At 59.7% G+C, this 25012-nt stretch carries 16 protein-coding genes; 10 read left to right on the top strand and 6 right to left on the bottom strand.

All coding sequences use genetic code 11. The features are described 5' to 3' along the window. The 5 genes from ACQZQY_RS15335 (at position 1) to ACQZQY_RS15315 (ending at position 5186) form a co-directional block, all read left to right on the top strand. On the top strand, positions 1–915 hold the full coding sequence (locus ACQZQY_RS15335; RefSeq protein ID WP_136375195.1) for an ABC transporter permease: 915 nt from the start codon (positions 1–3) through the stop codon (positions 913–915). After that, the gene (locus tag ACQZQY_RS15330) at positions 912–2294 is read left to right on the top strand and encodes a M20/M25/M40 family metallo-hydrolase (RefSeq protein WP_431295926.1); all 1383 of its coding nucleotides are present in this window, start codon (positions 912–914) and stop codon (positions 2292–2294) included. Before ACQZQY_RS15335 ends, ACQZQY_RS15330 begins: the two co-directional genes overlap by 4 nt. A gap of 64 nt (positions 2295–2358) precedes the next feature. Then, the gene (locus ACQZQY_RS15325) at positions 2359–3357 is read left to right on the top strand and encodes a 1-aminocyclopropane-1-carboxylate deaminase/D-cysteine desulfhydrase (RefSeq protein WP_431297197.1); all 999 of its coding nucleotides are present in this window, start codon (positions 2359–2361) and stop codon (positions 3355–3357) included. A gap of 1 nt (position 3358) precedes the next feature. Beyond that, positions 3359–4360, top strand: a complete 1002-nt coding sequence (locus ACQZQY_RS15320; protein WP_431295925.1) for an ornithine cyclodeaminase — start codon at positions 3359–3361, stop codon at positions 4358–4360. Beyond that, positions 4347–5186: a sulfurtransferase gene (locus ACQZQY_RS15315; RefSeq protein WP_431295924.1), complete on the top strand. Its 840-nt coding sequence runs from the start codon at positions 4347–4349 to the stop codon at positions 5184–5186. The genes ACQZQY_RS15320 and ACQZQY_RS15315 overlap by 14 nt, the downstream gene beginning before the upstream one ends. On the opposite strand, the gene ACQZQY_RS15310 is transcribed toward ACQZQY_RS15315, so the two are convergent. After that, positions 5183–6811: a dipeptide ABC transporter ATP-binding protein gene (locus tag ACQZQY_RS15310; RefSeq protein WP_431295923.1), complete on the bottom strand. Its 1629-nt coding sequence runs from the start codon at positions 6809–6811 to the stop codon at positions 5183–5185. The genes ACQZQY_RS15315 and ACQZQY_RS15310 overlap by 4 nt on opposite strands. A 711-nt stretch (positions 6812–7522) precedes the next feature. Between ACQZQY_RS15310 and ACQZQY_RS15305 the strand changes: the two genes are divergently transcribed. Beyond that, complete coding sequence (locus ACQZQY_RS15305) at positions 7523–8674, top strand: DDE-type integrase/transposase/recombinase (protein ID WP_056777117.1); 1152 nt, start codon at positions 7523–7525, stop codon at positions 8672–8674. A gap of 148 nt (positions 8675–8822) precedes the next feature. Here the strand turns inward: ACQZQY_RS15305 and ACQZQY_RS15300 are convergent, their stop codons facing one another. Next, positions 8823–10115 (bottom strand): NtaA/DmoA family FMN-dependent monooxygenase, encoded by a 1293-nt coding sequence (locus ACQZQY_RS15300; protein WP_431295922.1) that lies wholly within the window; start codon positions 10113–10115, stop codon positions 8823–8825. Positions 10116–10432: 317 nt separating this feature from the next. Here ACQZQY_RS15300 and ACQZQY_RS15295 point away from each other — a divergent pair, with 317 nt between their 5' ends. Genes ACQZQY_RS15295 through ACQZQY_RS15280 form a run of 4 tightly spaced genes read left to right on the top strand, consistent with a single transcriptional unit; the run spans position 10433 to position 15512 of the window. Continuing rightward, a complete protein-coding gene (locus ACQZQY_RS15295; protein WP_431295921.1) occupies positions 10433–12049 on the top strand; it encodes an ABC transporter substrate-binding protein in 1617 nt (538 codons plus the stop codon). Between the two features lie 36 nt (positions 12050–12085). Beyond that, the gene (locus tag ACQZQY_RS15290; protein WP_056777370.1) at positions 12086–13075 is read left to right on the top strand and encodes an ABC transporter permease; all 990 of its coding nucleotides are present in this window, start codon (positions 12086–12088) and stop codon (positions 13073–13075) included. Positions 13076–13080: 5 nt separating this feature from the next. Further along, positions 13081–13911, top strand: coding sequence for an ABC transporter permease (locus tag ACQZQY_RS15285; RefSeq protein ID WP_431297196.1), 831 nt, complete (start codon positions 13081–13083; stop codon positions 13909–13911). Continuing rightward, on the top strand, positions 13908–15512 hold the full coding sequence (locus ACQZQY_RS15280; RefSeq protein ID WP_431295920.1) for a dipeptide ABC transporter ATP-binding protein: 1605 nt from the start codon (positions 13908–13910) through the stop codon (positions 15510–15512). The genes ACQZQY_RS15285 and ACQZQY_RS15280 overlap by 4 nt, the downstream gene beginning before the upstream one ends. A 931-nt stretch (positions 15513–16443) precedes the next feature. On the opposite strand, the gene cobA is transcribed toward ACQZQY_RS15280, so the two are convergent. The 4 genes from cobA to ACQZQY_RS15260 are packed head-to-tail and all read right to left on the bottom strand — an operon-like array spanning position 16444 to position 25012. Further along, positions 16444–17304 (bottom strand): uroporphyrinogen-III C-methyltransferase, encoded by an 861-nt coding sequence (gene cobA / locus ACQZQY_RS15275; RefSeq protein ID WP_056777505.1) that lies wholly within the window; start codon positions 17302–17304, stop codon positions 16444–16446. A 23-nt stretch (positions 17305–17327) separates the two neighbouring features. Then, positions 17328–20000 (bottom strand): molybdopterin-dependent oxidoreductase, encoded by a 2673-nt coding sequence (locus ACQZQY_RS15270; RefSeq protein WP_431295919.1) that lies wholly within the window; start codon positions 19998–20000, stop codon positions 17328–17330. Further along, entirely contained in the window at positions 19997–24193 is a 4197-nt protein-coding gene (gene nirB / locus ACQZQY_RS15265) for a nitrite reductase large subunit NirB (RefSeq protein ID WP_431295918.1), read from the bottom strand. The genes ACQZQY_RS15270 and nirB overlap by 4 nt, the downstream gene beginning before the upstream one ends. Positions 24194–24214: 21 nt before the next feature. After that, positions 24215–25012 (bottom strand): ABC transporter ATP-binding protein, encoded by a 798-nt coding sequence (locus tag ACQZQY_RS15260; protein WP_056777394.1) that lies wholly within the window; start codon positions 25010–25012, stop codon positions 24215–24217.

Genomic DNA, 25012 nt, shown 5'->3' with positions numbered 1-25012 from the left:
ATGTTGCGCTATATCCTGCACCGCCTCGCCCAATCCGTTCTGGTGATGTTCGGCGTGTCACTGCTGATTTTTTACAGCCTGCATCTGACCGGCGATCCGGCCGCCGTCATGATGCCACCCGGATCCAGTCAGCAGGAGATGGAGAATTTTCGTCACAGCATGGGCTTTGACCGGTCACTGACCTGGCAATACTGGCATTACCTGACCGGCGTGCTGCAGGGCGATATGGGTGAATCGCTGCGCTACAGCCAGCCGGTGACCGAACTGATTTCCCAGCGCGTTCCGGCGACATTACTGCTCGCCGTCACCGCGCTGGCCTGGAGCACGCTGGCCGGTTTACTGCTCGGGATCCTCAGTGCGCTTCGTCAAAACACGCTGTGGGATCTGTTCGCCCGCCTGCTGGCGTTCAGCGGCCAGGCCGTGCCGGTGTTCTGGCTCGGCTTGTTGCTGATCATCGTGTTCAGCCTGAATTTACGCTGGCTGCCCTCCGGCGGCTACGGCAGCGCCAGCCAGCTGGTGATGCCCGCACTGAGCCTTGGCGCGTATTACATGAGCGCCATTGCGCGCCTGATCCGCGCCAGCCTGATAGACGTTTTACAGCAGGATTATATCCGCACAGCCCGCGCCAAAGGGCTGAGTCAGTGGCGCGTCGTGGTGCGCCACGGGTTACGCAATGCGCTGATCCCGGTGATCACCGTTCAGGGCATGTATTTTGCGTCCCTGCTTGGCGGCGCGCTGGTCACGGAAATCATTTTTGCCTGGCCGGGGATTGGCCGCCTTGCGGTGCAGGCGATCCAGAACCGTGATTTCCCGCTGGTGCAGGCCATCGTGCTACTGGCCGCGCTGGTGTTTGTCGGCATCAATCTGATTATCGATCTGCTTTATGTCGTGCTTAATCCGAGGATTCGCCTGTGACTGTTGAGATCCCTGCTGAACTGCAACCCACCCTGGCCGTCCTGTCAGCCATTACGCCGTTTGCCAGCGTAGCCGGGCGAATTGATGAGCAACGTGAACTCGCCCGCTGGCTGGAAGCCTGGATCATCCGCGAGCTGGGCGGCACGCCGGTTATCACCGTCAGCCAGCAATCGGCAGGCGACGCGCCGCCGCTGGTGCATCTGCGCATCGACATGCAGGCCGCGAAAACGCTGGTGCTCTACAACATGTATGACGTCATGCCCGCCGGACCGGAAGGCTGGGAACACCCGCCGTTCAGCGGCGGGTTCAGTGACTGGCCGGGCATTGGCGCCGTGTTTGTCGCGCGCGGAGCCGAAAACAACAAAGGCCCGCTGGCGGGGATGCTGACAGCCATCAAATCCCTGCGCGATAGCGGTGCCCTGCGGGTCAATCTGGAGATCATCCTTGAAGGTGAGGAAGAGACGGGCAGCGGGCATTTACGCCGCTATCTGGCACAAAAACCCTGCCCGGTGGCGCCCGCTGACGCGGTATTTTTCCCCTCGCTGTGCGAATACGGCGGCGGCGAACCGCGGGTTTACCTCGGTTTCAGCGGGCTGAGCGGCGGCAGAATTGAAGTCAACGCGGGCAAATGGGGCGGCCCTCATGCGGCCATCCATGCCAGCAATGCCAACTGGATCGCCAACCCCATCTGGCATCTGGTGAACGCCCTGCATGCCATTGCGCCCGCCAAAGACAACGGCGTGATGGCGCGACGGCAGACTGACGAACAGGCGACCCGCCTGCTGACCACTCTCGCCGAACGGTTCAGCATCGAAGACGAACTGCGCTTTCGTCGCAGCGAAAAACTGTCCGTACACGGCGATACGCTCGCCTGCCTGCAACAGCTGATTAACGGCGCGGTGCTGAACATTTCCGAAATCCGCAGCGATCCGTCCGATGCGCGCGGCGTGATCCCGCACCGTGCCAGCGCCGAATTTGCGCTGCGGGTGCCGCCCGGCATCGATGGGGAAAGCCTGCTTAACGGCATCAGGGAAACCCTGTCGCGCCCGGAATTCAGTGGCGTGACGCTGACGCTGGACGACAGCTATCCCGGCCACCGCTTCCCGCGCGAAAGTGCCGGGGTGGACGCGCTGCTCGCCAGCTATCAGGCGCAGGGTGCCACGCCGCAAATCTGGCCCTGGGCGCCCGGCTGCGCGCCCGCCTACACCTTTGCGCAGGTGTCTGAAGCCTTTTTGATTGGCGGCCTCGGCCACGGTGGCAACGCCCACGGCGTCAATGAATTCGTCACCCTGCGCGGGCTGGCACGGTTTCAGCAATCCGTCACTGACTGGATACAGTTCTTCAGTAACGACACCTCTTTTTCAACGGTGACGGAGTGATCTCCGCCGCTGTTTTGCGTCAACTCCCGGGAAAGTTTTAAAAAATAATCAGCAGGAAAATATGATGAAACAAGCAGATGATTTTGAACGTGTTCCACTGGGGTTTTTCCCCACACCTCTCGAGCGTCTGGCCTCGCTCAGTACCTCGCTTGGCATCACGCTCGACATCAAACGTGATGATTACACCGGCTTTGGCGGCGGGGGCAACAAAGTCCGTAAGCTGGAGTATCTGATGGCTGACGCCTACCGCAAGCAGGTCAAGGTGGTCATTACCACCGGCGGCCATCAGTCCAACCATGCCCGCATGGTGGCGGCGGCGGCACGTAAGTTCGGCATGAAACCGGTGCTGGTACTGCGTGGCGACGCGCCGCAGAGTTATCAGGGCAACCTGTTGCTCGATAAGCTGTTTGGCGCTGAGCTGGAGTTCCTCGACCCCGAGGGCTATTTCACCCAGATTGAAGGCGCCATGAACGCCCACGCGGCGGCGGCAGAAGCCCGTGGCGAGAAAGCCCTGATCATTCCGCTCGGCGGTGCCACGCCGCTCGGCGCACTGGGCTACGTGCGCGCTGTCGAAGAGATGGATGCTCAGCTCAAAGAGCGCAACCAGCCACCGCCGCAGGTGATCGTCGCCCCCACCGGCTCTGGCGGCACTCTGGCCGGATTGTACGTCGGTGCCCGTAAATACTGGCCTGATACCCGCATCGTCGGCATCAGCGTCAGTGCTAAGGCCGAATGGTTCCGCACACGGATATCCGCCATGGCGCAGGATTGCGCCGATCTGCTCGAATGGCCGCAACGCTGGACTCCCGACGATATCTGGATTGAGGATGAGTACGTCGGCACAGCCTACGGCGTGCCGTCTGCCGGGGGGATTGACGCCATTTACCGTGTCGCGCAGGAAGAAGGCCTGCTGCTGGATCCGGTGTACACCGGCAAGGCCATGCACGGCCTGATCGGTCTGGTGGAACAAGGCAAAATTAAAGCCGGTGCCACGGTGATTTTCGTCCACTGCGGCGGTTCACCGGCGCTCTATCCCTTTGCCCAAACGCTGCTGGAGCACTGAGATGACGGAGCGTTTTCGCTATCTGAGCCGGCAGGACGTCATCGCGCTCGGCGGTACGCAGGCGCAGGCGGCGCTGGATGACGTCTGTGACGTTGTCACGCTGATGCGCCACCACGACGCCGAAATGCCTGCGGAAACCCATGTCAGCCTCACCGGCCAGCGTGGCAAAGCCTATGCATTACCGGCGCGGGTCGGCGGACGTTTTAATGCCGCAGGCGTGAAATGGACCGCTCACCGGCCAGACGCACAGGACAATCTGCCGCAGGCAATGGCGCTCACGCTTATCAGCCGGGCGGATAACGGTCTGCCGCTCGGGCTGGTGGAAAGTGGTGCGCTGACCGCCACCCGCACGGCGGCCGTGAGCGCACTTGCCCTGCGTCACGCCGCGCCGCGCACCGTGCAGCGCGTGCTGCTGCTGGGGGCTGGCGTTCAGGCGATGGCGCATCTGGATATGCTGCGTGAGTTGTTCGGCAATTTGCTGGAAGTCAGCTGGTGGGATCGCCGCCAGCGCAGTTTGCCGGTTGATACGGCGTCTTTGCCGTGGCCGCTGGTCAACGTCGAAAATTTGCAGGAGGCGCTCAGCCGGGATATTGACGCAGTGATCACCTGCACCAGCGCCGCAGAACCTCTGCTGGAGGCTGAGGCGATGCGCCCCGGACGGCTGGTGATCCAGGTCGGCTATCACGAAGTCAGTTTTGCCGCCATCCGCTGCGCCAGCCGCGTGGTGGTGGATTTATGGGGTGATTTCTGCGAAACCAGTGCCAAAAGTCTGTTCCAGATGTACCGCGCCGGTGAATTCAGCAGGGAGCGGGTGGATGCAGATTTAGGCAACCTGCTGCTCGACGGCTGGCGGCCTGCCGCCGGAGACAGCGTCTATTTTTCCTCTTTTGGCCTCAACGTGTTCGATATCGCCCTGGCCTCGCGGGTCCTGCGGCTGGCCGCTGAACGCGATACCGGCACCCTGTTACCGTTTTTTCCGGAGTCCGCCCATGCCCCTGAATAATTCCCTGCTGATCGGTGCGGCTGAACTGCGCACCCGTCTGGCGCAGGGCGAGTTATTTGCGCTGATCGATGTCCGTGAACGGGCGCAATGGCAGCAGGCCACCCTGCCTGATGCCTGCCATCTCAACGTGTACGACTATTTTATTCCTGACAGCAGCGACGAAGGGATCGTCAGCATGGCTCACGCCTTTTATCGCGCGTGGCAGTCGCTTCACATCGGTGACAACGTCACTCCGGTTTTTTTCGAGCAACAGGTGGGCATGCGCTCGCCACGGGGCGTCTGGTTCACGCAGTTTGCCGGCATTTCGGGAGCGTTACTGCTCGACGGCGGTGTGGATGCCTGGGTGCAGGCCGGTGGCGCGCTGCTGCCCGGACAGGGTTTGCAGGCTGAAATCAGCGCACAAAACCCTGACTTTTCACCCGCTCCCGTCATGCAGAAATGCCTCACCGCCACGCGGGCTGACGTGCTGGCAGCAGCGCAACACCACACACAGATTGTCGATGCCCGCAGGCAAAGCGAGTATTCGGGCGAGTTTGCCCATGAATGCTGTCATCGCGCCGGGCGTATTCCGGGCGCCACACTGCTGTTTTGGGAGGATGTGATACAGGACGGTCAGTTTCTGGCAGCCGGTGAGCTTCGTCAGCGTGCTGAAAAAGCCGGGATTTCACCCGATCGCCCCGCCATTATTTATTGCCACCGTGGCGCACGGGCAGCCACGGTGTATGTCGCGCTTCAGCTGGCGGGTTATCAGCATCTGGCGATTTATGTCGGCTCCTGGCATGAATGGGCTGAACATGATGAATTGCCGATGCTGACCGGTTTCTAGCTGGCTTTACGCAGTTGCAGCGCCTGCACAATATCCGGCGCCGCGGCCAGCAGCTGGCGGGTATACGGGTGTTGCGGCGCGACAAGCACCTCGCTTGTGGTGCCACTTTCCACCACTTTTCCGTGATACAGCACCACCACGCGATCGCAGACCTGCTTCACGGCAGCCAAATCATGACTGATAAACAACACGGTCAGCCCCAGTTGTTCACGCAGGCTGTCCAGCAGCGCCAGTATTTGCCCGCGAACCGATAAATCCAGTGCCGAAACGGCTTCATCCGCGACCAGTAACTCCGGCTCCAGCGCCAGAGCACGGGCAATCGCCACGCGCTGACGCTGGCCGCCGGAAAACGCACCGGGCAAGCGGCTGGCGTGATACGCTTCCAGCCCGACCAGTTTGAGTAACTCCTCCACCCTTGCCTGAATCTGCCCCGCCGGACGTAATTTATAGACCCGCAGCGGCTCGGCGATTTGCTCACCAATGGTCATTTTCGGGTTCAGGCTGGCATAGGGATCCTGAAAGATAATTTGCGCACGGCGACGCATTTTCTGCCGGATGGCCTGGCTGGCGAGGGTCAGGGATACGCCGTCAAATTCGATATCGCCACTGTCGGTGTCAATCAGCCCCATAATCGCCCGCCCCAGCGTCGTTTTACCGGAACCGGATTCCCCGATAAGCCCGAGAATTTCGCCACGGCGGATATCCAGCGTGGTGGGGAACAGCACCGTCTGGCGTTTAGCGGCAACAAAAGGCAGAGAGCGGGTTTGCGGATAACTTTTGGTCAGCGCGTGCAACCGGATAAGCGGTGCCTCGTCGCTTATCTGTGCGCCTGCCGGACGCGCCTGCGGTTGTGAGGCGGCAATCAGTTTGCGGGTATAGGGTTCCTGCGGCGCGGTCAGCAATTGCCCGACCGGCCCCTGCTCGACCAGGTTTCCCTGATGCATGACATACGCGCGGTCGGCGTAGCGGGCAACGATGCTTAAATCGTGAGTAATCAGCAGGATCCCCATTTCCATTTCCTGTTGCAGTTCCTGCAACAATGCGAGGATTTGCGCCTGAATGGTGACGTCCAGCGCGGTGGTGGGCTCATCGGCAATCAGCAGACGGGGTTTAGAGCTGATGGCGCTGGCGATCATCACCCGCTGGCGCATTCCGCCGGAAAGCTGATGAATATACTGCTTCGCCCGCTGCTCAGGGTTAACGATACCCACGCGATCCAGCAAAGCGACCGCGTCGCGATGCGCCTGTTTCCAGCCAATCTGCTGATGGCGAACCAGCACTTCCGCGATCTGCTCCCCGACTTTCAGCACCGGATTCATGCTGGTCATCGGCTCCTGAAATATCATCGCCAGTTCTTTGCCGCGCACCGGCGCATCGTAAGGCACATCCGGGCTGGCAATACGTTTATCCTCCAGCCAGATTTCGCCCCCGCTCATCAACACGCCGGGCGGCAACAACCCCATCAGCGCCAGCGAAATGAGGGTTTTCCCCGAGCCTGATTCCCCCACCAGCGCCACTATTTCGCGTCTGTTCACCTGAAAGGAGACAGGATTTACCAGCGGGATCCCTGAATCGGTATGAATCGCAAGACTGCGGATATCGAGAAGCGGTGTGGATGGGGTCATAACGGGGTTTCCTGGGTGGAAAGTGAGCATAGAGGATATATCGTATATTGTTGAGGGGCAACAGGTACCCATTTAAGGTCAAGTTCAACTTCAACTTCAAGTTCAACACCGTGGGTTGCCACCCACACCGGCCTTAAGGGGGGCTTATCGCCGCCCCCCTTAAGAATCCCGGGCTCTTTCACTGCGCGCTACCGCTCGCGGGCTATATTCCAGCGGCTCCGGCTATTGCCGCAAACGCCGCCGCTGCGCGGTTCTCTCATTTCAGGTTCGGACCCGCTCGGAAAAACACCCTCGCGGTTTCTCACCGTTCATTCGACGTCGTTTTGAGCGCGGCCAGAGGCTATGTAAACAGGATTATTTTCTCATCCCCCTTCGCAGAGTGAGGATAAAAGCAAAGCAAAGCCAAAACCAAACACATCGTTTCGACTTTAAAAATGCCAGTGGCCGCGCTCAAAAATCACGCCGAAGGGAGAGGTGGAAAACCGCGCGTCTGTTTGCGCGGGTTGTAACCCGACCGGAGGGCACCGCAAAGCGGCGGGATTTTGCGGCAATAGCAGGAGTACCTGAAAAATAGCCTGCGAGCGGCAGCGCGCAGTTAAAAAAACGCAGGATTCCAAAGGGTTTCGTTTGGTATAGACCGGTCACATGGGTAACACTTTAGACCGGCCACATGGGTAACAGTTATAAATGGCATAGCAGAGGAGAACCGCTATGCCCTGGACTGAGACTGTTACCATGCAACGACTCGAATTTATTCACGCCGTTCAGAACAGCGGAGAGTCATTCTCCGCTGTTTGTCGTCATTTTAAGATCAGCCGTAAAACGGGATATAAGTGGCTTCAACGCTTTCAACCTGACGACCCATTTTCTCTCAACGATCGCTCTCGCGCCCGCCTTACTCATCCCGAACGCATGACTGACGAGGTTATCCAACGATTAGTCGAGATGCGGCGCAAGCATCCAGACTGGGGACCGGTTAAAATTCGTCACTGGTTACTCAATAACAACGCACCTTTCGACGTCCCTGCAAGCAGCTCTATTGGCGATATTCTCAAAAAAGAGGGTCTTGTCACCCCATTTAAAAAGCGACAAAACACGCCGGGTAACGTCTTGCCACTGACAGATATCCGCGAAAATAATCAGGTTTGGAGTGCTGATTTTAAAGGAAAGTTTAGACTTCTTAGCCAGCACTATTGCTATCCATTTACGCTGACAGATAACCACAGTCGCTACCTTTTAGCCTGCGAGGCTGGCAAGGGCGAGGGGCGGCCGTTTGTGCAAACATGTTTTGAAAACGCCTTTCGCGAATATGGTCTGCCCAGCGTAGTAAGAACCGATAATGGTTCACCTTTTGCCGGTAACGGCATTGCGGGTCTCAGCCAGCTAAGTGTTTGGTTAATAAAGCTTGGCATCCTGCCGGAACGTATAAAAAAAGGTCATCCTGAGCAAAATGGCCGGCACGAAAGAATGCATCGCTCCCTGAAGGCAGGACTGCGTTGCGGGAATATTTACGCGACGCTGGAAGAACAACAAGTCTGGTTCAATCACTACCGCCATGAATTTAATCATGAACGGCCTCATGATGTGCATAACGGTCAAACGCCGTCCTCACAATGGACGACCTCCAGCAGAGAATGGGATGGGAAAGTTCCAGAAGTCATTTATCCAGATAAGGCCCGGTTATATAAAGTTCAGCAGAATGGAGATATCTATCCAGGTACTCGACTCTTTTTAAGTGAGGCTCTGCGAGGTGAATATGTGATGATGAAAGAGGTAGATGACGGATTGTATATGGTGTTGTTCGACCGTCTAATACTTGCGTATTATGACAAAGCCGAACACTGCATTTTACGCATAGACTAATCGAAAATGTGTTACCTATGTGGCCGGTCAGATCTGTAACCCATGTGACCGGCTATACAGTTTAAAACCCTTTGGGCCCGTTTGGGCGGCGAGCCCAAGGTCTTGAACTTGAAGTTGAAGCTGAAGTAGAGGATAAAACACCCCTGTTTTACCCCCTCCCCCTTATCCCCAAATTCTCCCTGAAATCCCCCCCGCTGTACTCCGTATCAATCAACCCGCGGCGGCGTAATTCCGGGAGTAAGCCGTTGAGCAGCAGGTCCTCCTGATCCGGCTGGCCCAGCCCGTGCAGGGAAATCACATCCAGCACGCCCGCCTGGTAACGTTGTTCGATGGCGTCGGCCAGCGTTTCCGGGGTACCGGCGACAAACCAGTGGCCGGTTTCCTGTGCCTGAATGATCAATTCGCGCAGCGTCAGCCCCTGTAAGGCAAAACGTTTGAAGATTTCTGCGCGCCCGCGACGCCGGTTGACCTGCCCGATGTCGGGCAGCAGGCGCAACGGGACAGGCTGATCCAGCGCCAGATCCCGCAGGTCAATCTCGCCACCGAGCATGTCCGCCACTTTAAGGCGTCCCTGCTCGTAATCGATACGCTCATGCTTTTCAAATAACCGGCGCGTCACGTCTGACGGGCTTTCGCCGATGATCGAATGGAACGAGTTCATGATTAACGGACGATTTTCGCGGCGGCCAAACGCATCCGCATGATGGTGTACCTGTTCGACAAAGTGCTTCGCATCCTCAAAGGTGGGCTGTGAGGTGTAAATCACTTCGGCGTAGCGTGCGCCCAGCTTCAGCCCTTCTTCGGACTGCCCGGCCTGAAACTGTACCGGCCGGTGCTGCGGCGGAGGTGGCACATTCAGCGGCCCCTGCACGCGGAAAAAATCGCCGTGATGATGCACCGGATGCAGCTTGCGCGGGTCGATGGTGACTGAACCGCTTTTATTGCGGCGCACGGCGTCCGGCTGGTTGGCATCGAACAGCGCGTTGATCACCTCGATAAATTCGGTGGCACGGGCATAGCGAACCTGTGGCGCAGGCAGAGTGATTTCACCAAAGTTCTCTTCCCCCACCGACGACGTCACCGCGTTCCAGCCCGCACGGCCTCCGCTGACGTGATCGAGCGTGCCGACCAGCCGGGCGAGGTTGTAAGGGTGCTGATAAGTGGTGGAAATCGTGGCAATAAGCCCGATGTGCGAGGTGACCTGGCTCAGTGCGGCAAGGGTGACGACAGGATCCTGACTGCCGGTCGAACCGGACAATCCGTCCGGGTCCGCCTGCAACAGATCGGCGGTAAACAGCCCGGTGATCTTCTCTTTTTCCGCTATTTTCGCCTGCGCAATGGCACGGGTAATACCGGTTACGCGCCCCTGATCGTTGGAGGCGTACACCACGCTCCCTGCCCCGACCAGAGTTTTCAGACGACGGCGAGATTGGATAGTCAAATGATCTCCTTAATTTGAATAATGAGTCTGCGTTAAAAATAGAGATCAGGGTTATTTACGCCACGAAGAAAAAAGCATTTGAATACGACAAAAATGAATAAACCCGCACTGACACATCCGCAGAAATAACCCCGCCCGGCAGGATGCGCGCCAAAGTCATTTATTTACGCTGGTAAGCAAATATTGTGATTTTACAACCCGGCAACGCGCCTTTAATAATCATTACGGGAATTGCGATTCCCTATAACAGATCCACCGCATTGATCTTTGTTGATGTATTTCAAATACCGTCCGGGTATGACTTTAATGGGAAAAATATGAAAGCCTCTGCCGCCTCACTGTCTGCTTTAACGCTGTTAATTCTTTCCTCCGGCCAGGCGCTTTACGCGGCTGAAAAACCGGTGTCAGGCGGAACCCTCACCTGGGGCGTGGAAACCGAACCGAATACGCTTAACCCTCAGCTGAACGGCCAGTCCAAAGCGGAACTGATCCTGCGTGTCGCCTACGAGTCGCTGCTCGCGCGTAAACCTGACGGCAGTTATATTCCGTGGCTGGCTACCGGATACTCGGTGTCAGAAGACGGCAAAACCTACACCTTTACCCTGCGCGATGACGTGAAATTCTCCAACGGTGAGAAATTCAACGCCAGTGCCGTGGCGGAAAACTTCCGCCACGCGCAGGATCCGGCCTATTGCGCAGGCTCCAGCATCTGTGCGCTGGCCGGACGGATCGACAGCGTGGCCACCCCCGACGAGCACACCGTCAGCATTACGCTGAAACAGGCTTACAGCCCGTTCCTCTCATTCGCCTCCGGCCTGAAACTGATTTCGCCGTCATCCTGGACTTCACCTCAGCTCAAATCAGGCGGCACGGATATCGCCGGTACCGGCCCGTTTATCCTCAAACGCTATGAGAAAGGCCAGCAGATTGAGTATGTGCGCAACCCGGATTACCACTGGGCGTCTGCCAATGCCCGCCATCAGGGCCCGGCCTATCTGGAAGGCGTGACTTACCGCTTCCTGCCTGAATCGTCGGTGCGCACCGGCGCACTGCTTTCCGGCCAGGTCGACGTGATCGAAGGCGTTTCCGGCAATGATGCGGGCGAATTCAAAGACAACGCGGATTTCTCTTATCAGCACGCACTGAATACCGGCACCCCTTACTCACTGTTTCTTAACGTGAAATACGGACCAACGCAGGAACTGAACGTCCGTAAAGCGATTTTACAGGGGCTGGATATTTCACCCATCCTGCAATCGATTTATCGCGGCGAGCGCACCCGCGTGTGGGGGATCACCTCACCGGTTGACCCGTTATACGACAACAGTCTGGTGAATAAATACGGCAACAACCCGGCGCTGGCGAATCAGTTGCTGGATGAAGCAGGCTGGAAAACCAAAGGCGCAGACGGTATCCGCACCAAAGGCGGCAAACCGCTGACCATAGAAATCATTCAGGCGCAGGCCACGGTGCGCGATCAGCGCGATGTGTTGTTGCAGGCCTTGCAGGCGCAAGCGCGGCAACGTCTGGGTATCGATCTGAAAATCCGTTATGTCGATTCCGGCACCTACACCGAAGTGCGGAAAACCGGTGAATTCGGCTCGATAGCCAACTCCAATACCGATACCGACGGCATAGATATCGAAAACCATTACCTGCCGGTGAACGCCGGAGGGGCGATCAACTACAGCCGCACCGATGCCCCGGAGATCATTCCGTTGCTCAAAGGCGCGTCGCAAACGCTGGATAACAGCGAACGTAAAAACTTCTACGGTCAGTTGCAGAATTTTGCCGTGTTGCAGCAGGCGCTGGCGATCCCACTGTACGAGCCGGAAGACCAGATTGCCGCCGCGTCTTACGTTCATGACGTGGGTTTCAGGCCGTTCAAACAGATGCCGGAAAACACCTACGACGTCTGGCTGAGCAAGCACTGATCGGGCGCTCAGCATCAATAAGCAAGGAGTCACACCATGACGGTTGAAAGTTCACTGGCTTCACCCCGGCTGCCCGACACCCCGCCGTCATGGCGATGGCGGATCCTCCGGCGGCTGCTGAGCGGCGCGCTGGTGTTATGGGCGGCGGTGACGTTGTCATTTATCAGCGTGCATCTCGCGCCGGGGGATATTGTCAGTTTACTGATGGGCGAACAGGTACAGACTCCGGCCATCGAAGCGGCGATCCGGGCGGAATGGGGGCTGGATCAGCCCCTTTACAGGCAATATCTGCACTATTTATGGCGCGTGCTGCACGGCGATTTTGGCCGCTCTTATATGCTCAATACTGACGTCAGTTCGCTGGTGCTGTCGCAGCTGTGGCCGACGCTCAAACTTACCGGTCTGGCGCTGGTGTTCAGCCTGATATTTGCCGTGCTGATGGCGGTGACCACCGCACACCGCCGCCTGGGGCAGCGCATCGCCGGGTCGGTCGAGCTGGTTCTGGCTTCCACCCCCTCTTTCTGGCTGGGCATCGTGCTGCTGTTTATCTTCAGTTTTACACTGCGCTGGTTTCCGGTGGCGGGCGATCGCAGCTTTTCCTCACTGGTGCTGCCCGCGTTATCTCTGGGCTTATCGCTGGGTGCGGTGGTGTCACAGGTGCTACGGCGCGGGCTGGAAGACGCGCTCGATCAGCCCTTTATGCTGACGCTGCGCGCCTGGGGTTTACCCGATACCACCCTGCGTTTGCGTCACGCCCTGCGCCACGCCGCCCTGCCCGCCGTCACCCTGACCGGCTGGCTGATTGGCGGTTTACTCAGCGGCGCGGTGATCACCGAACAGGTTTTTGGCCGTCCGGGGCTCGGCAAAATCACCGTGGATGCGGTACTGGGTAAAGACCTTCCGGTGGTGCTGGCGGTGGCGATTTTCTCCGCGCTGGTGTACGTGGTGCTCAGTACGCTGGTGGACATTCTCTATTTATTCATCGATCCGCGCCTGCGGGATGCGGACGGGGAGCACACGTCATGAGCCAGATGATCGCCACCGCCGGTCTTAAACGTCATTTTTCTGCGGGATTTCTGCTGGCCGCGCTGTACCTGTTGCTGGTGCTGCTGGCGGTGATTTTCCCCGCGTGGCTCACCCATTACGATCCGCTGAATGCCGATCCGGTAAACGCCCAGTTGCCGCCCTCGGCTGAACACTGGCTGGGTACCGATCAGCTCGGGCGCGATGTGCTGGCGCGCATTATTTACGGCAGCCGTTATTCCCTGCTGATAAGCCTTGCGGCAATGGCCGTTGCAGTCAGCATCGGCAGCCTGCTGGGGTTAATGGCCGGTTTGCTCAAAGGGCCGCTGGATGAACTGATCAGCCGCGCGGTGGACGTGGTGTCCGCCTTTCCTGATCTGCTGCTGGCGCTGATGCTGATCGCTTTTACCGGCCCCGGCACCACCAATCTGATCTTTGCGCTCGGCGTGGCTTCCATACCGCGCTTTACCCGCGTGGTGCGGGCGCAAACCTTTGTGGTGATGTCTTCGGGCTACGTAGAACAGGCGCGCACCTTTGGCCTGAAACGCCACGTTCTGGTGTGGCGGCACGTTCTTCCTCACGCCATTGCCCACGTGCCGGCGCTGGCAACGCTCGGTTTGGGCAGCGCCATTATCGGCACCGCCGGGCTGAGTTTTCTCGGCATGGGGCCGCAACCGCCCACCGCCGAATGGGGGCTGATGCTGGCCGAAGGCCGTAACTATCTGCGCAATGCCTGGTGGATCGGCGTCTGGCCGGGGGTAGCCATTACGCTGACCGTTATTTCTGTGAACACGCTGGGCCGTTACTGGCAGGCCACTTTTGAAGGGAAACAACCATGAGCGGCGACCTGTTTATCGATATCCGCAATCTGTCGATCTCTTTTCCTTCACCGCAGGGTGAAAAAGCGGCGGTCAGCGGCCTGAATTTGCAACTCAGACGCGGCGAATCGGTGGCTTTTGTCGGGGAATCCGGCTCGGGAAAAACCGTCACCGCACGCAGCCTGCTGGGGTTGCAGGACGCCAGTGCGCGCATCATTGCTGACCGGTTTGTGATTGACGGTCAGGACATGCTGGGCGCCAGCCAGCGCCGCTGGCGTAAAATTCGCGGCAGCAAAATTGGTTATGTGTTGCAGGACGCGCTGGTATCACTCGATCCGCTGCGTCAGGTGGGTCAGCAACTGCGCGACGCCCTCATCGCCACGCAGCCCGGCGCGCCCCGTGAACTGCACGCGCAGACCCTTGCCCTGCTGAAATCTGTCGGTATTCCCGATGCGCAACACCGGCTGACCACTTACCCGCATCAGCTTTCCGGCGGTTTGCGTCAGCGCGTGTTGATCGCCACCGCGCTTGCGGGCAACCCCGGTTTGCTGATCGCCGATGAACCGACCACGGCGCTGGACATGACCGTACAAAAACAGATTCTGGATCTGCTGCAACAGCGGCGCGATAAAGGCGAAAGCCTGCTGCTGATAAGCCATGATCTCTCCGTGGTGGGGAAACTCGCCGATCGGATCCTGGTGATGCATCAGGGAAAAGTGGTGGAAGAAGGCATCAGCGAGGCACTGCTGACCGCGCCGCAGCACCCTTACACGCAGCAATTGCTGGCCGCGGTACCCGGTACGGCGACGCGTGGGCTGAGGCTTTCCGGCACGCGAGGCGTCGCGTTGCCCGCCCGGCATATCTCCACGGAAATCCCGGTGCTGGAAGCCAGCGGTTTGTGCAAACAGTTCGCGGGGAAAACGGTGGTGAATCACGTCAGTCTGCGCCTTGCCGCGGGTGAAACGCTGGGGATTGTCGGCGAATCCGGTTCCGGCAAAACCACGGTGGCGCGCATGGTGCTCGGGCTGACCGAACCCGGTTCCGGCACCATCACCATTCAGGGTCGGCGCTGGAGTCAGATCCCGGAATCCGACCGCAGGTTGCAACGCAAAGGCATCCAGCTGATTGCACAGGATCCGCTGAGTTCGTTTGATCCGCGATATAACGTCGAGAAAATCATCGGTGAGAGTCTGGACAGCGTCGGGATTTTTGGCGATGAACGCAAGAAACGCATCCGGCAGTTGCTGGATGAAGTGCAGCTGGGCGAGAGTTTTCTGCGCCGTTATCCGCGCGATTTATCCGGCGGTCAGCGCCAGCGCGTGGCGATCGCCCGTGCGTTCGCGCCCAATCCGGCGCTGCTGGTGGCCGATGAACCGGTGAGCGCGCTCGACGTCTCGGTTCAGGCGCAGGTGCTGGATCTGCTGGCCGATATGCAGGCAGAACACCGCACCGCACTGTTATTCATCTCGCACGATTTAGGCGTGATCCACCATCTGGCCGACCGCGTGGTGGTGATGAAAGATGGCAGCGTGGTAGAACACGGACACGTCGATGACGTTTTCCACCGCCCCGCCCATCCGTGGACGCAGCAGTTGATCAATTCACTGCCAGGGATGCCGTAGGGGGATGCAGGCGGGGGCCTGGGGGAAGTTTCGGTTTCATCACGTGCGGTGATCGCTCAGCCGCTCAGGCTATTCCAAGGGTTGAACCCGACCTTTTGGGGCCTGGTGAAAGTTTCGGTTTCTCACCTGCGGTGATCGCTCAGCGGCTGCCGCCGAAACCGCCCAAAAGGGGCCAGGACGGGCCCCTCTTGGATCTCCCGCGTCTTTTTACTGCGCGCTGCCGCACGCGGGCTACTTTCCAGCAGCTCCGGCTATTGCCGCAAAATCCCGCCGCTGCGCGGTGCCCTCCGGTCGGGTTACAACCCGCGCAAACAGACGCGCGGTTTTCCACCACTCCCTCCGGCGTGATTTTTGAGCGCGGCCAATGGCTATGTAATTCAAATGATTATTGAGTGCGGCCAATGGCTATGTAATTCGAATGATTATTGAGTGCGGCCAATGGCTATGTAATTCGAATGATTATTGAGTGCGGCTAATGGCTATGTAATTCGAATGATTTTTGAGCGCGGCCAATGGCTATATAATTCAAATGATTATTGAGACTTAATTTTTTGATTTATTGAGTCGAAAACGGTGAGGTTGTGCTTTAAGAAGCCTCTGGCCGCGTTCAAAACGACGTCGAATGAACGGTGAGAAACCGCGAAGGTGTTTTTCCGAGCGGGTTCGAACCTGAAATGAGAGGACCGCGCAGCGGCGGCGTTTGCGGCAACAGGAGGAGCCGCTGAAACATAGCCAGCAAGCGGCAGCGCGCAGTTAAAAGAGCCCGGGGTTCTTAGGGGTGGCGGCGATAAGCCACCCCTAAGGCCGGTGTGGGTGGCAACCCACGGTGTTGACCTTAAGGCCGGTGTGGGTGGCAACCCACGATCTTGACGTTAAAACGTATTCACAGAACCCCCTGAAACAGCATCACGCAGTAAATAAGCCTGAAATATTAAGAGGCACACCGATAAGCACCTCTCAAACCCGGTGTGGGTGGCAACCCACGATCTTGACCTTCTCCATACCCGCAACTGCGTTGCCAACCCCGATGCATCTCCACCACCTCCCCGACGATCAGCAGCGCGGGCGTTTGCACCTGCTCCGTGCGGATAAGCTCTGCCAGCGCGGTCAGTGTGCCGGTCAGTACCCGCTGATCGGGGCGGGTACCGCGTTCGATCACGGCCACCGGTGTGGAGGCCGCCAGACCATGCGCTATCAGCTGCTGGCTGATGTTTTCACTGTTGGCAATGCCCATATAAAACACCAGCGTCTGGCGCGTGGTGGCCAGTGCTGACCAGTCGATGTCCGGCTCGCCCTGCGCGCCGTGGCCGGTGACAAACCGGACCGACTGAGCCAGATCCCGGTGTGTCAGCGGGATACCGCTGGCTGCCGCGCAGCCCATTGCCGCAGTGATCCCCGGCACGATGTGGCAGATCACCTCATGCTGCTGGCAGTGCGCCATCTCTTCGCCGCCACGTCCAAAAACGAAAGGATCGCCGCCCTTGAGGCGCACCACGCGGTGTCCGGCCTGTGCCAGCGTCACCAGCAGTTGGTTGATCTCACCCTGTCCGAGCGTGTGATTGCGTGTCGATTTACCGACATCAATGCGCAGCACCTCGTCCGGGATCAGCGCCATCACCGGGTCTGAAACCAGCCGGTCAAACACCACCACGTCGGCCTGCACAATCACCCGCAGCGCTTTCACCGTCAGCAGCTCAACGTCGCCCGGCCCGGCGCCCACCAGCCAGACTTCACCCCGGCACACGGGCTGGCGCAGGTTCCCCGACGCCATAAGCTGAGAGATTTGCTGCATCTGTAATGACTTTTCGAGGATGTTCATTGGTCGTCTCCTGCCGTCAGCGACGTAAGCTGGCCGGCTATGATCTTTTTGAGTTCGGGAATGCATGAACCGCAGTTAGTGCCGCATTTCAGCTGCGCGCCGAGCTGCTGCACGCTGTGACATCCCTGCCGCACGGCGTCTGCGATGGCGATTTCGCCGATGGCAAAGCAGCTGCAAATCATCGCGCCGGTGGGGGCTTTACCGTTTCCGGCGGTGCCTGCCAGCAGCGCCAGACGCTGCGACGCGGTCACCGGCGGCTGAGAAAATGCGGCCACCACCGCCTGACGTTCCGGCGCAGGGCGACGGCGGTGCGCGTAAAACGCCAGTTGCAGCTCACCGCCGGACCAGGCCAGAAGATGAAAACCGTCATCGCCCAGATGTGCCGCCTGGCAAACCCACTGGCCGGTGCCGAAATGTTCGCTGAGCCAGGCCGTCCAGTCCTGCGGTAAAGACGAATCGGCCAGCGTGTAATGCGTCACGCCCTGCTGCGCGATGCGGCTCCAGTAAGCAGTGTCAGGCGGTGCCGGATGCCGGTCGCTGTCGCCGCGCATAAACAGTTCGGCCTGCCAGGCGGCATTCCAGCGGCGCAGACTGACCGGCATATGTTTGCTTTCCGGCTGCCCGGACAGCGGATCGGTATGTGCCTCAATCAGCGCATCCACCCTGGCCTGCTGGCTGAACTGGCTGTTCCAGTGCATCGGCACAAAGACGCTGCCGCGCGGTTGCAGCCTGTCCGGCTGGGCGCGCAGCAACAGCCAGCCGTGCGAGGAGGCAACGCGCACCAGATCGCCGGGCTGGATCTGCGGGGCATCGTCGGGATGAAACTGACAGAAAGGTTCGCTGATGTGCTGCATCAGGCGCGCAGATTTCCCGGTGCGTGTCATCGTGTGCCATTGGTCACGCACCCTGCCGGTGTTCATGATCAGCGGACAGGCAGCCGTCGGCGGGTTCACCGGCGGCCTTGGCGTAACGGGGATCAGCCGCGCATGGCCGTCAGGATGGAAAAACCGGTTATCGGTGAACAGCCGCGCAGTGCCCTGCGGATTTGCGGCGTTGACCGGCCACTGCACCGGACGCAGCCCGTCCCACTGTTCATTGGAAAGCTGCGCCATCCCGCTGATATCAAACGCCCGCGAGCCCTGATTTTCAAAACCGGAAAGCGCCGCATGTTCGCGGAAAATCTCTGCCGGATGCTGATAGGCGAAGGAGGCATCGTCATAACCCAGACGCTGCGCCACCTGACAGAGGATCCACCAGTCCGGTTTCGCCTCGCCCGGCGCTGGCAGAAACGCCCGCTGACGGGAAATGCAACGTTCGGAATTGGTGACCGTGCCGTTTTTCTCGCCCCAGCCCTGTGCGGGCAGGCAAATGTGGGCGGCACGGGTGGTATCGGTATCGCGCATGATGTCGGAGACAATCACCAGCGGGCAGCGCGCCAGCCCGGCACGCACGCGGTCGGCATCCGGCAGCGACACCAGCGGATTGGTGCCCATGATCCATACCGCTTTGATCTGGCCTGTTTCCACGGCACGAAACAAGTCAACGGCGTTCAGTCCGGCGGTTTTCGTGACGTTGTCACTCGCCCAGAACCGCCCCACGCGATCCACCTCCTGCGCGCTGAACCCCATGTGCGACGCCAGCTGGTTTGCCAGACCGCCCACTTCGCGCCCGCCCATGGCATTGGGCTGGCCGGTGATGGAAAACGGCCCGCAGCCTTCGCGGCCAATCTTGCCGGTCGCCAGATGTAAGTTGATGATGGCGTTGCATTTATCAACGCCGGAGCTGGACTGATTGATGCCCATCGAATACAGGGTCACCAGCCGGTCACTGTCAGCAATCATCTGATAAAAGGCCATAAGCTTTGCCGGAGGCAGCGCGCACGCATCGGCAGTGCGGGCTGGCGTCCAGGTTTGTGCCGCCTGCAAGGTCTGTTCCGCACCCCGGGTATGCTGTTGCAGGAAAGCGGCGTCGAGTTTCCCGCTGTCCGCCATGGCGTTCAGCGCACCACAAAACAGCGCCGCATCGCTGCCGGGGCGCAACGCCAGATGCAAATCGGCGATATCACAGGTGGCGGTCTGGCGCGGGTCAATCACAATAATGCGCATTGCGGGCCGCTCTTTTTTCGCCTGCGCCAGCCGCTGATAAACTACCGGATGCGCCCAGGCGGTATTGGAACCGGTGAGGATCACGCAGTCTGCCCGTTCCAGATCCTGATAGCTGCACGGCACGGCATCCGCGCCGAACGCACGTTTGTAGCCGACCACCGCCGACGCCATGCACAGGCGCGAGTTCGTATCCATATTTCCCGCGCCGATAAAACCCTTCATCAGTTTGTTGGCAACGTAATAGTCTTCCGTCAGCAACTGGCCTGAGCCGTAGAAGGCCACGGCCTGCGGGCCATGTTCGCGGATCACCTGTTGCAATCCGCTGGCGACGGCGTCCAGCGCCTTCTCCCAGCTGACCGGCTGGCCGTGGATTTCCGGCTGAAGTAAACGTCCCTGCAAATCCAGCGTTTCTCCCAGCGCGCTGCCCTTAACGCACAGCCGCCCGAGACTGGCCGGATGCGCATCGTCGCCGCTGGCGCTGAAGCCCTGCACCTGCGGTTGCATCCTGACGCCGCAGCCGACGCCGCAGTATGCGCAGGTGGTGAACGTCGCGTCTTTTTTCATAGGCTGACCGTCTCAATCCGCTCTGCGGCACGCACCCCGTGGCTCACCGGGTTTTCCTGCACCCAGACGCGCCCGCCGTCCACTTTGACCGGCCAGACGCTGAGTGCGGTGTGCCCGTCATCCACGCTGCACCCGTCCAGCAAACGAAAGCGCTGCTTGTACAACGGCGAAATCACCACCGGTTCCCCTTTCACATCGCCCAGCAGGCCGCGCGCCAGCACGTTAGCGTCGCTGTCCGGCTCATGATTGCTGAGGGCAAAAACCTTCTGCGGATGATCCGGCAGGTGGAACAGCGCAATCTGGCGGTTTGCCAGCCGCGCCGCCATTCCTGCGTTGGCCGGGATGGCGTTCAGTTCGCACAAATCCACCCAACCATGAACGGCCATCACCGGCTGATTCACCACCACCGGTGGCAGTGAGGCGCGCTCCGTGGGAGTTGCCGGGCGGATCTGCTGCCGCTCCTGCACCATGACTACCGCTTCGTCCGGCAGTTCGCTGTTCACAAACGGCCTGAACAGCGCCAGACGATCCGGGTCAGCCAGCGTGGTCTGCCATTCGCACTGATAGGTGCCGACCGCGGCGTTCATCTCGTTTTCCAGCTCCGCGCCGATATGCAGGCTGTCTTCCAGCACCACCTGACGCAGATACGCCATCCCGCCTTCCAGATTGTCCATCCAGGTGCTGGTGCGTTGCAGGCGGTCGGCGGTGCGGATGTAGAACATCAGAAAGCGGTCCACGGTGCGGATCAGCGCTTCGGTGCTCATGTCCTGCGCCAGTAAATCGGCATGGCGCGGCTTCATGCCGCCGTTGCCACAGACGTAAAGGTTCCAGCCTTTTTCCGTAGCAATCACACCGACGTCTTTGCTTTGTGCTTCGGCACATTCCCGGGTGCAGCCGGACACGGCCATTTTGATTTTGTGCGGCGAGCGCAGCCCTTTGTAGCGGCTCTCCAGTTGCAGCGCCAGCCCGGTGGAATCCTGCACGCCGTAGCGGCACCAGTTGGATCCGACGCAGGATTTCACCGTACGCAGGGATTTGCCATAGGCGTGACCGGTTTCGAACCCGGCATCCACCAGTTGCTGCCAGATTTCCGGCAACTGCTCCAGCCGTGCGCCGAACAGATCGACACGCTGGCCGCCGGTGATTTTGGTGTAAAGGTTGTAACGCTTGGCGACCAGTCCGATGGCGATCAAGCCGTCCGGGGTGATTTCCCCCGCAGGGACGCGCGGTACCACGGAATAAGTGCCGTCTTTCTGGATGTTGGCGAAGAAGCGGTCGTTGGTGTCCTGCAATGGCAGATGTTGCGGTTTGAGCAGGTAATCGTTCCAGCATGATGCCAGCACCGATCCCACCAGCGGTTTACAGATTTCACACCCGTGGCCGTGGCCGTGTTTCTGAATCAGTTCACCGAAACTGCGGATATTGCCCATGCGGACCAGGTGATAAATCTCCTGCCGCGAATAGGCAAAATGCTCGCAGATGTCTTTTTTAACATCGACGCCCATTTCCGTCAGCGCGAACTCCATCACCTGTTTGGTCAGCGCCGCACAGCCGCCGCAGCCGGTGGCTGCTTTGGTACAGGCTTTGACTGCCGCCATGTCGCCGCAGCCGCCTTTCACCGCGTCACAGATATCCGACTTGCTGACGTTATGGCAGGAACAGATCTGCGCGCCGTCCGGCAGCGCCGCCACGCCGAGGCTTTTCGGCGCAGCACCGGTGCTGGCGGGAAGGATCAGCCCTTCCGGATTCGCGGGCAGCGGCATGTCGTTGAGCATCATCTGTAACAACGTGCTGTATTCGGTGCTGTCGCCGACCAGCACCGCGCCGAGCAGGCGTTTGCCATCCTGCGACACCACGATTTTTTTATACACTTCCGCCGGGCCGTCCACCCAGCTGTAGCTCTGGCTGCCGGGGGTACGGCCGTGCGCGTCCCCGACCGACGCCACTTCGACGCCGAGCAGTTTCAGTTTGGTGCTCATGCCCGCGCCCTTGAACGCCACTTCGCTACCGGACAGCGTATCCGCCAGTGTGCGCGCCATCTGATAACCGGGCGCGACCAGCCCGAAGATCTGACCGTTCCACAACGCACATTCACCGATGGCAAAAATTGCCGGATCGGAGGTGCGGCACTGGTCATCAATCACAATGCCGCCACGCGGGCCGACCGTCAGCCCGCACTCTTTTGCCAGCTGGTCACGCGGGCGGATCCCGGCGGAGAACAGCACCAGATCGGTTTCCAGATGGCTGCCGTCGGCAAACACCATGCGGTAACTGCAGGTTTCACCTGCGACGATTTCGCGGGTTTCTTTGCCGGTGTGCACCTGCACATCCAGCGCTTCAATTTTGCGGCGCAGCATGGCCGCACCGCCCTCATCGAGCTGAACGCCCATCAGCCGTGGCGCAAACTCCACCACGTGCGTTTGCAACCCGAGATGTTTCAGCGCATTGGCCGCCTCCAGCCCGAGCAATCCGCCGCCCACCACCACGCCGGTGGTGCCCTTACCGGCGCAGGCCTGGATCGCCGCCAGATCGTCGAGCGTGCGGTACACCAGGCAGCCCGGCGCGTCATTCCCCGGTATCGGCGGCACAAACGGGTAAGAGCCGGTCGCCAGCACCAGCAAATCGTACGCCGTCTGCCGCCCCTGCCGGTCAACCACAAAACGGTGTTTGGTATCAATGTGCTCCACGCAGTGCGCGAGACGCAGCTCAATACCGGTGGATTCGAAGAAGCCGTCCTCTACCATCGACAGCGATTCGGCGCTGCGTCCGGAGAAAAACTCTGACAAATGGACGCGGTCATATGCCGGGGACGTTTCCTCGGCAAACACGATCACCTGATAGTGCAGATGCAGTTCGCGCTCGACCAGTTGTTGCAGGAAATGGTGTCCGACCATGCCGTGTCCGGCCATCACTAAAACGGGTTTTGACATTACATTGCTCCTCGCTATCTCATGGGATAACGGTTCGTTCATGGGGAGATCAGGCACCGCAGGCGTTTCTTCTGGATTGAAAACGCTCAGTTGCGATGGCTGAATGGATGGATGGCGAAGACGTGAGAAGTAGTCCGGCCCGTCGCTGATGTCGCCCCACAGCAGCACACCTTGCAGCTGGTTGTGGCGCAGTAACAGGCGGCGGTAGTGGCCGTCGATCGGGTCAAAGGTGCTGTGGATCTGGGCGTCATCACCGGCGGCAAGTTCACCGGCGCAAAACAGGTCAATGCCAGTCACCTTCAGGCGCAGCGGGACGTTTTGTACGGTAAAGGGCGTTGCATCATCGCCCGCCAGTCTGGCCGCCAGGTTTTCTGCCTGCTGCCAGCAGGGAGCGACCAGCCCGAAAGTCAGTTCGCCCAGCTGACAACATTCGCCGATGGCGGAAATATGCGGATCAGAAGTCTGCAACCCGCTATCCACCAGAATGCCACGCGCACAGGCCAGACCGGCAGCCTGCGCCAGCGCAATATCCGGGCGGACACCGGCGGCCACCACCACACGATGCGCCGCCAAAACGCGGCCATCGCACAAGGTCACCTGCCGGACGTTGCCGCTGTCGTCTGCGCCATAGGCCGCCGTTTGCGCCTGCAATACCGTTTCGATACCGCGTGACAGCAGGCTCATGCGCAGCAGCCCGGCAGCAAGTTCATCCAGTTGCTGATCCATCAGATGCGGGCCGCGATGCAACAGCGTGACCGCCATTCCGCGCATCGCCAGCGCCGCGGCGGCTTCCACGCCTAACACGCCGCCGCCGATCACCACCGCCGGTCGTCCGGCCACCTGTCCGTGCAGAATGTTTTCGACGTCGCGCTGCGTACGGAATCCGTGGATCCCCGCCAGTTGCGCCCCCGGCAGCGGCGGCATAAAAGGCCGCGAACCGGTGGCGATCACCAGATGATGGTAAGAGAACGTTTGCCCCTCAACGCTGACCCGTCTGGCGGCACGGTCAATGGCCGTGACCGGCGCACCGCGCAAAAACGTGACGTTGTGACGTTCATACCAGCTCTGTTCGTGCGTCACGATATCGGCAAAGGATTTCTCGCCCGACAGTACCGGCGTGAGCATGATGCGGTTGTAAGCGGGCTGCGCTTCGTCACCGATGATCAGAATGCGGAAGCGCGACGGTGCGCGTTCGCACAGCGTTTCCACCAGCCGGACGCCCGCCATGCCGTTGCCGATCACCACCAGAACAGGTTTATCCATTGCGCTCACTCCACCACTGACTCAGGCCACGGCCTGGTGTTTTTCGTACAGGAACTGCAATACCTGCTGGCGGTACTGGTGGAACCTCGGATCGTTCGCCAGCGCCAGCCGTGAACGCGGCCGTTCGAGCGCCACCTGCATCACTTCGCCGACTTTCGCCGCCGGTCCGTTGGTCATCATCATCACGCGGTCAGACAGCAGCACCGCTTCGTCCACGTCATGAGTGATCAGCAAAATGGTGGTGTTCAGGCGTGACTGGATCTCCATCACCGCGTCCTGCAAATGCGCTCTGGTCAGGGCATCCAGCGCGCCAAAAGGTTCGTCCATCAGCAGCACTTTGGGTTTCATCGCCAGCGCGCGCGCAATGCCGACCCGCTGTTTCATGCCGCCGGAGATTTCACCGGGGCGTTTGTGCATGGCATGTGACATATGCACCAGCTCAAGGTTGTGTTCGATCCATGCCTGCATGTCGCTTTTGCTCATCTGGCCTTTGAATACCTGATGTACCGCCAGCGCGACGTTCTCAAAAGCGGTCAGCCAGGGCAGCAGCGAATGGTTCTGAAACACCACGCCGCGCTCCGGGCCGGGGCCGTTAATCTCCTGGTTGTCACACAGCAGGACGCCTTCGGTCGGGCGGCTCAGCCCGGCAATCAGGTTCAGCAGCGTGGATTTTCCGCAGCCGGAGTGACCGATCAGGCTGACGGTTTCACCCTGTGCGATGTCAAAACTGACGTTGTCGAGCGCCAGAAATGGCCCTTTGGCGGTCGGGAAACTTTGCGTGACGTTTTCTACGCGGATAATGGCTTTGTCGTTTTTCAT

Source organism: Rahnella sp. PAMC25559 (assembly GCF_050632365.1).
In the GTDB taxonomy this organism is placed as follows: domain Bacteria; phylum Pseudomonadota; class Gammaproteobacteria; order Enterobacterales; family Enterobacteriaceae; genus Rahnella; species Rahnella rivi.
Note: the sequence above shows the minus strand (reverse complement) of the source record. Positions and strands in the feature narration are given on the sequence as shown.

What these genes read in the sequence shown, in the direction of transcription:
- ACQZQY_RS15335 (WP_136375195.1), top strand. Translation starts at nt 1, where the DNA reads ATGTTGCGCTATATCCTGCACCGCCTCGCCCAATCCGTTCTGGTGATG.
- ACQZQY_RS15325 (WP_431297197.1), top strand. Translation starts at nt 2,359, where the DNA reads ATGAAACAAGCAGATGATTTTGAACGTGTTCCACTGGGGTTTTTCCCC.
- ACQZQY_RS15320 (WP_431295925.1), top strand. Translation starts at nt 3,359, where the DNA reads ATGACGGAGCGTTTTCGCTATCTGAGCCGGCAGGACGTCATCGCGCTC.
- ACQZQY_RS15315 (WP_431295924.1), top strand. Translation starts at nt 4,347, where the DNA reads ATGCCCCTGAATAATTCCCTGCTGATCGGTGCGGCTGAACTGCGCACC.
- ACQZQY_RS15310 (WP_431295923.1), bottom strand. Translation starts at nt 6,811, where the DNA reads ATGACCCCATCCACACCGCTTCTCGATATCCGCAGTCTTGCGATTCAT.
- ACQZQY_RS15305 (WP_056777117.1), top strand. Translation starts at nt 7,523, where the DNA reads ATGCCCTGGACTGAGACTGTTACCATGCAACGACTCGAATTTATTCAC.
- ACQZQY_RS15295 (WP_431295921.1), top strand. Translation starts at nt 10,433, where the DNA reads ATGAAAGCCTCTGCCGCCTCACTGTCTGCTTTAACGCTGTTAATTCTT.
- ACQZQY_RS15290 (WP_056777370.1), top strand. Translation starts at nt 12,086, where the DNA reads ATGACGGTTGAAAGTTCACTGGCTTCACCCCGGCTGCCCGACACCCCG.
- ACQZQY_RS15285 (WP_431297196.1), top strand. Translation starts at nt 13,081, where the DNA reads ATGATCGCCACCGCCGGTCTTAAACGTCATTTTTCTGCGGGATTTCTG.
- ACQZQY_RS15280 (WP_431295920.1), top strand. Translation starts at nt 13,908, where the DNA reads ATGAGCGGCGACCTGTTTATCGATATCCGCAATCTGTCGATCTCTTTT.
- cobA (WP_056777505.1), bottom strand. Translation starts at nt 17,304, where the DNA reads ATGCAGCAAATCTCTCAGCTTATGGCGTCGGGGAACCTGCGCCAGCCC.
- ACQZQY_RS15270 (WP_431295919.1), bottom strand. Translation starts at nt 20,000, where the DNA reads ATGAAAAAAGACGCGACGTTCACCACCTGCGCATACTGCGGCGTCGGC.
- nirB (WP_431295918.1), bottom strand. Translation starts at nt 24,193, where the DNA reads ATGGATAAACCTGTTCTGGTGGTGATCGGCAACGGCATGGCGGGCGTC.
- ACQZQY_RS15260 (WP_056777394.1), bottom strand. Translation starts at nt 25,012, where the DNA reads ATGAAAAACGACAAAGCCATTATCCGCGTAGAAAACGTCACGCAAAGT.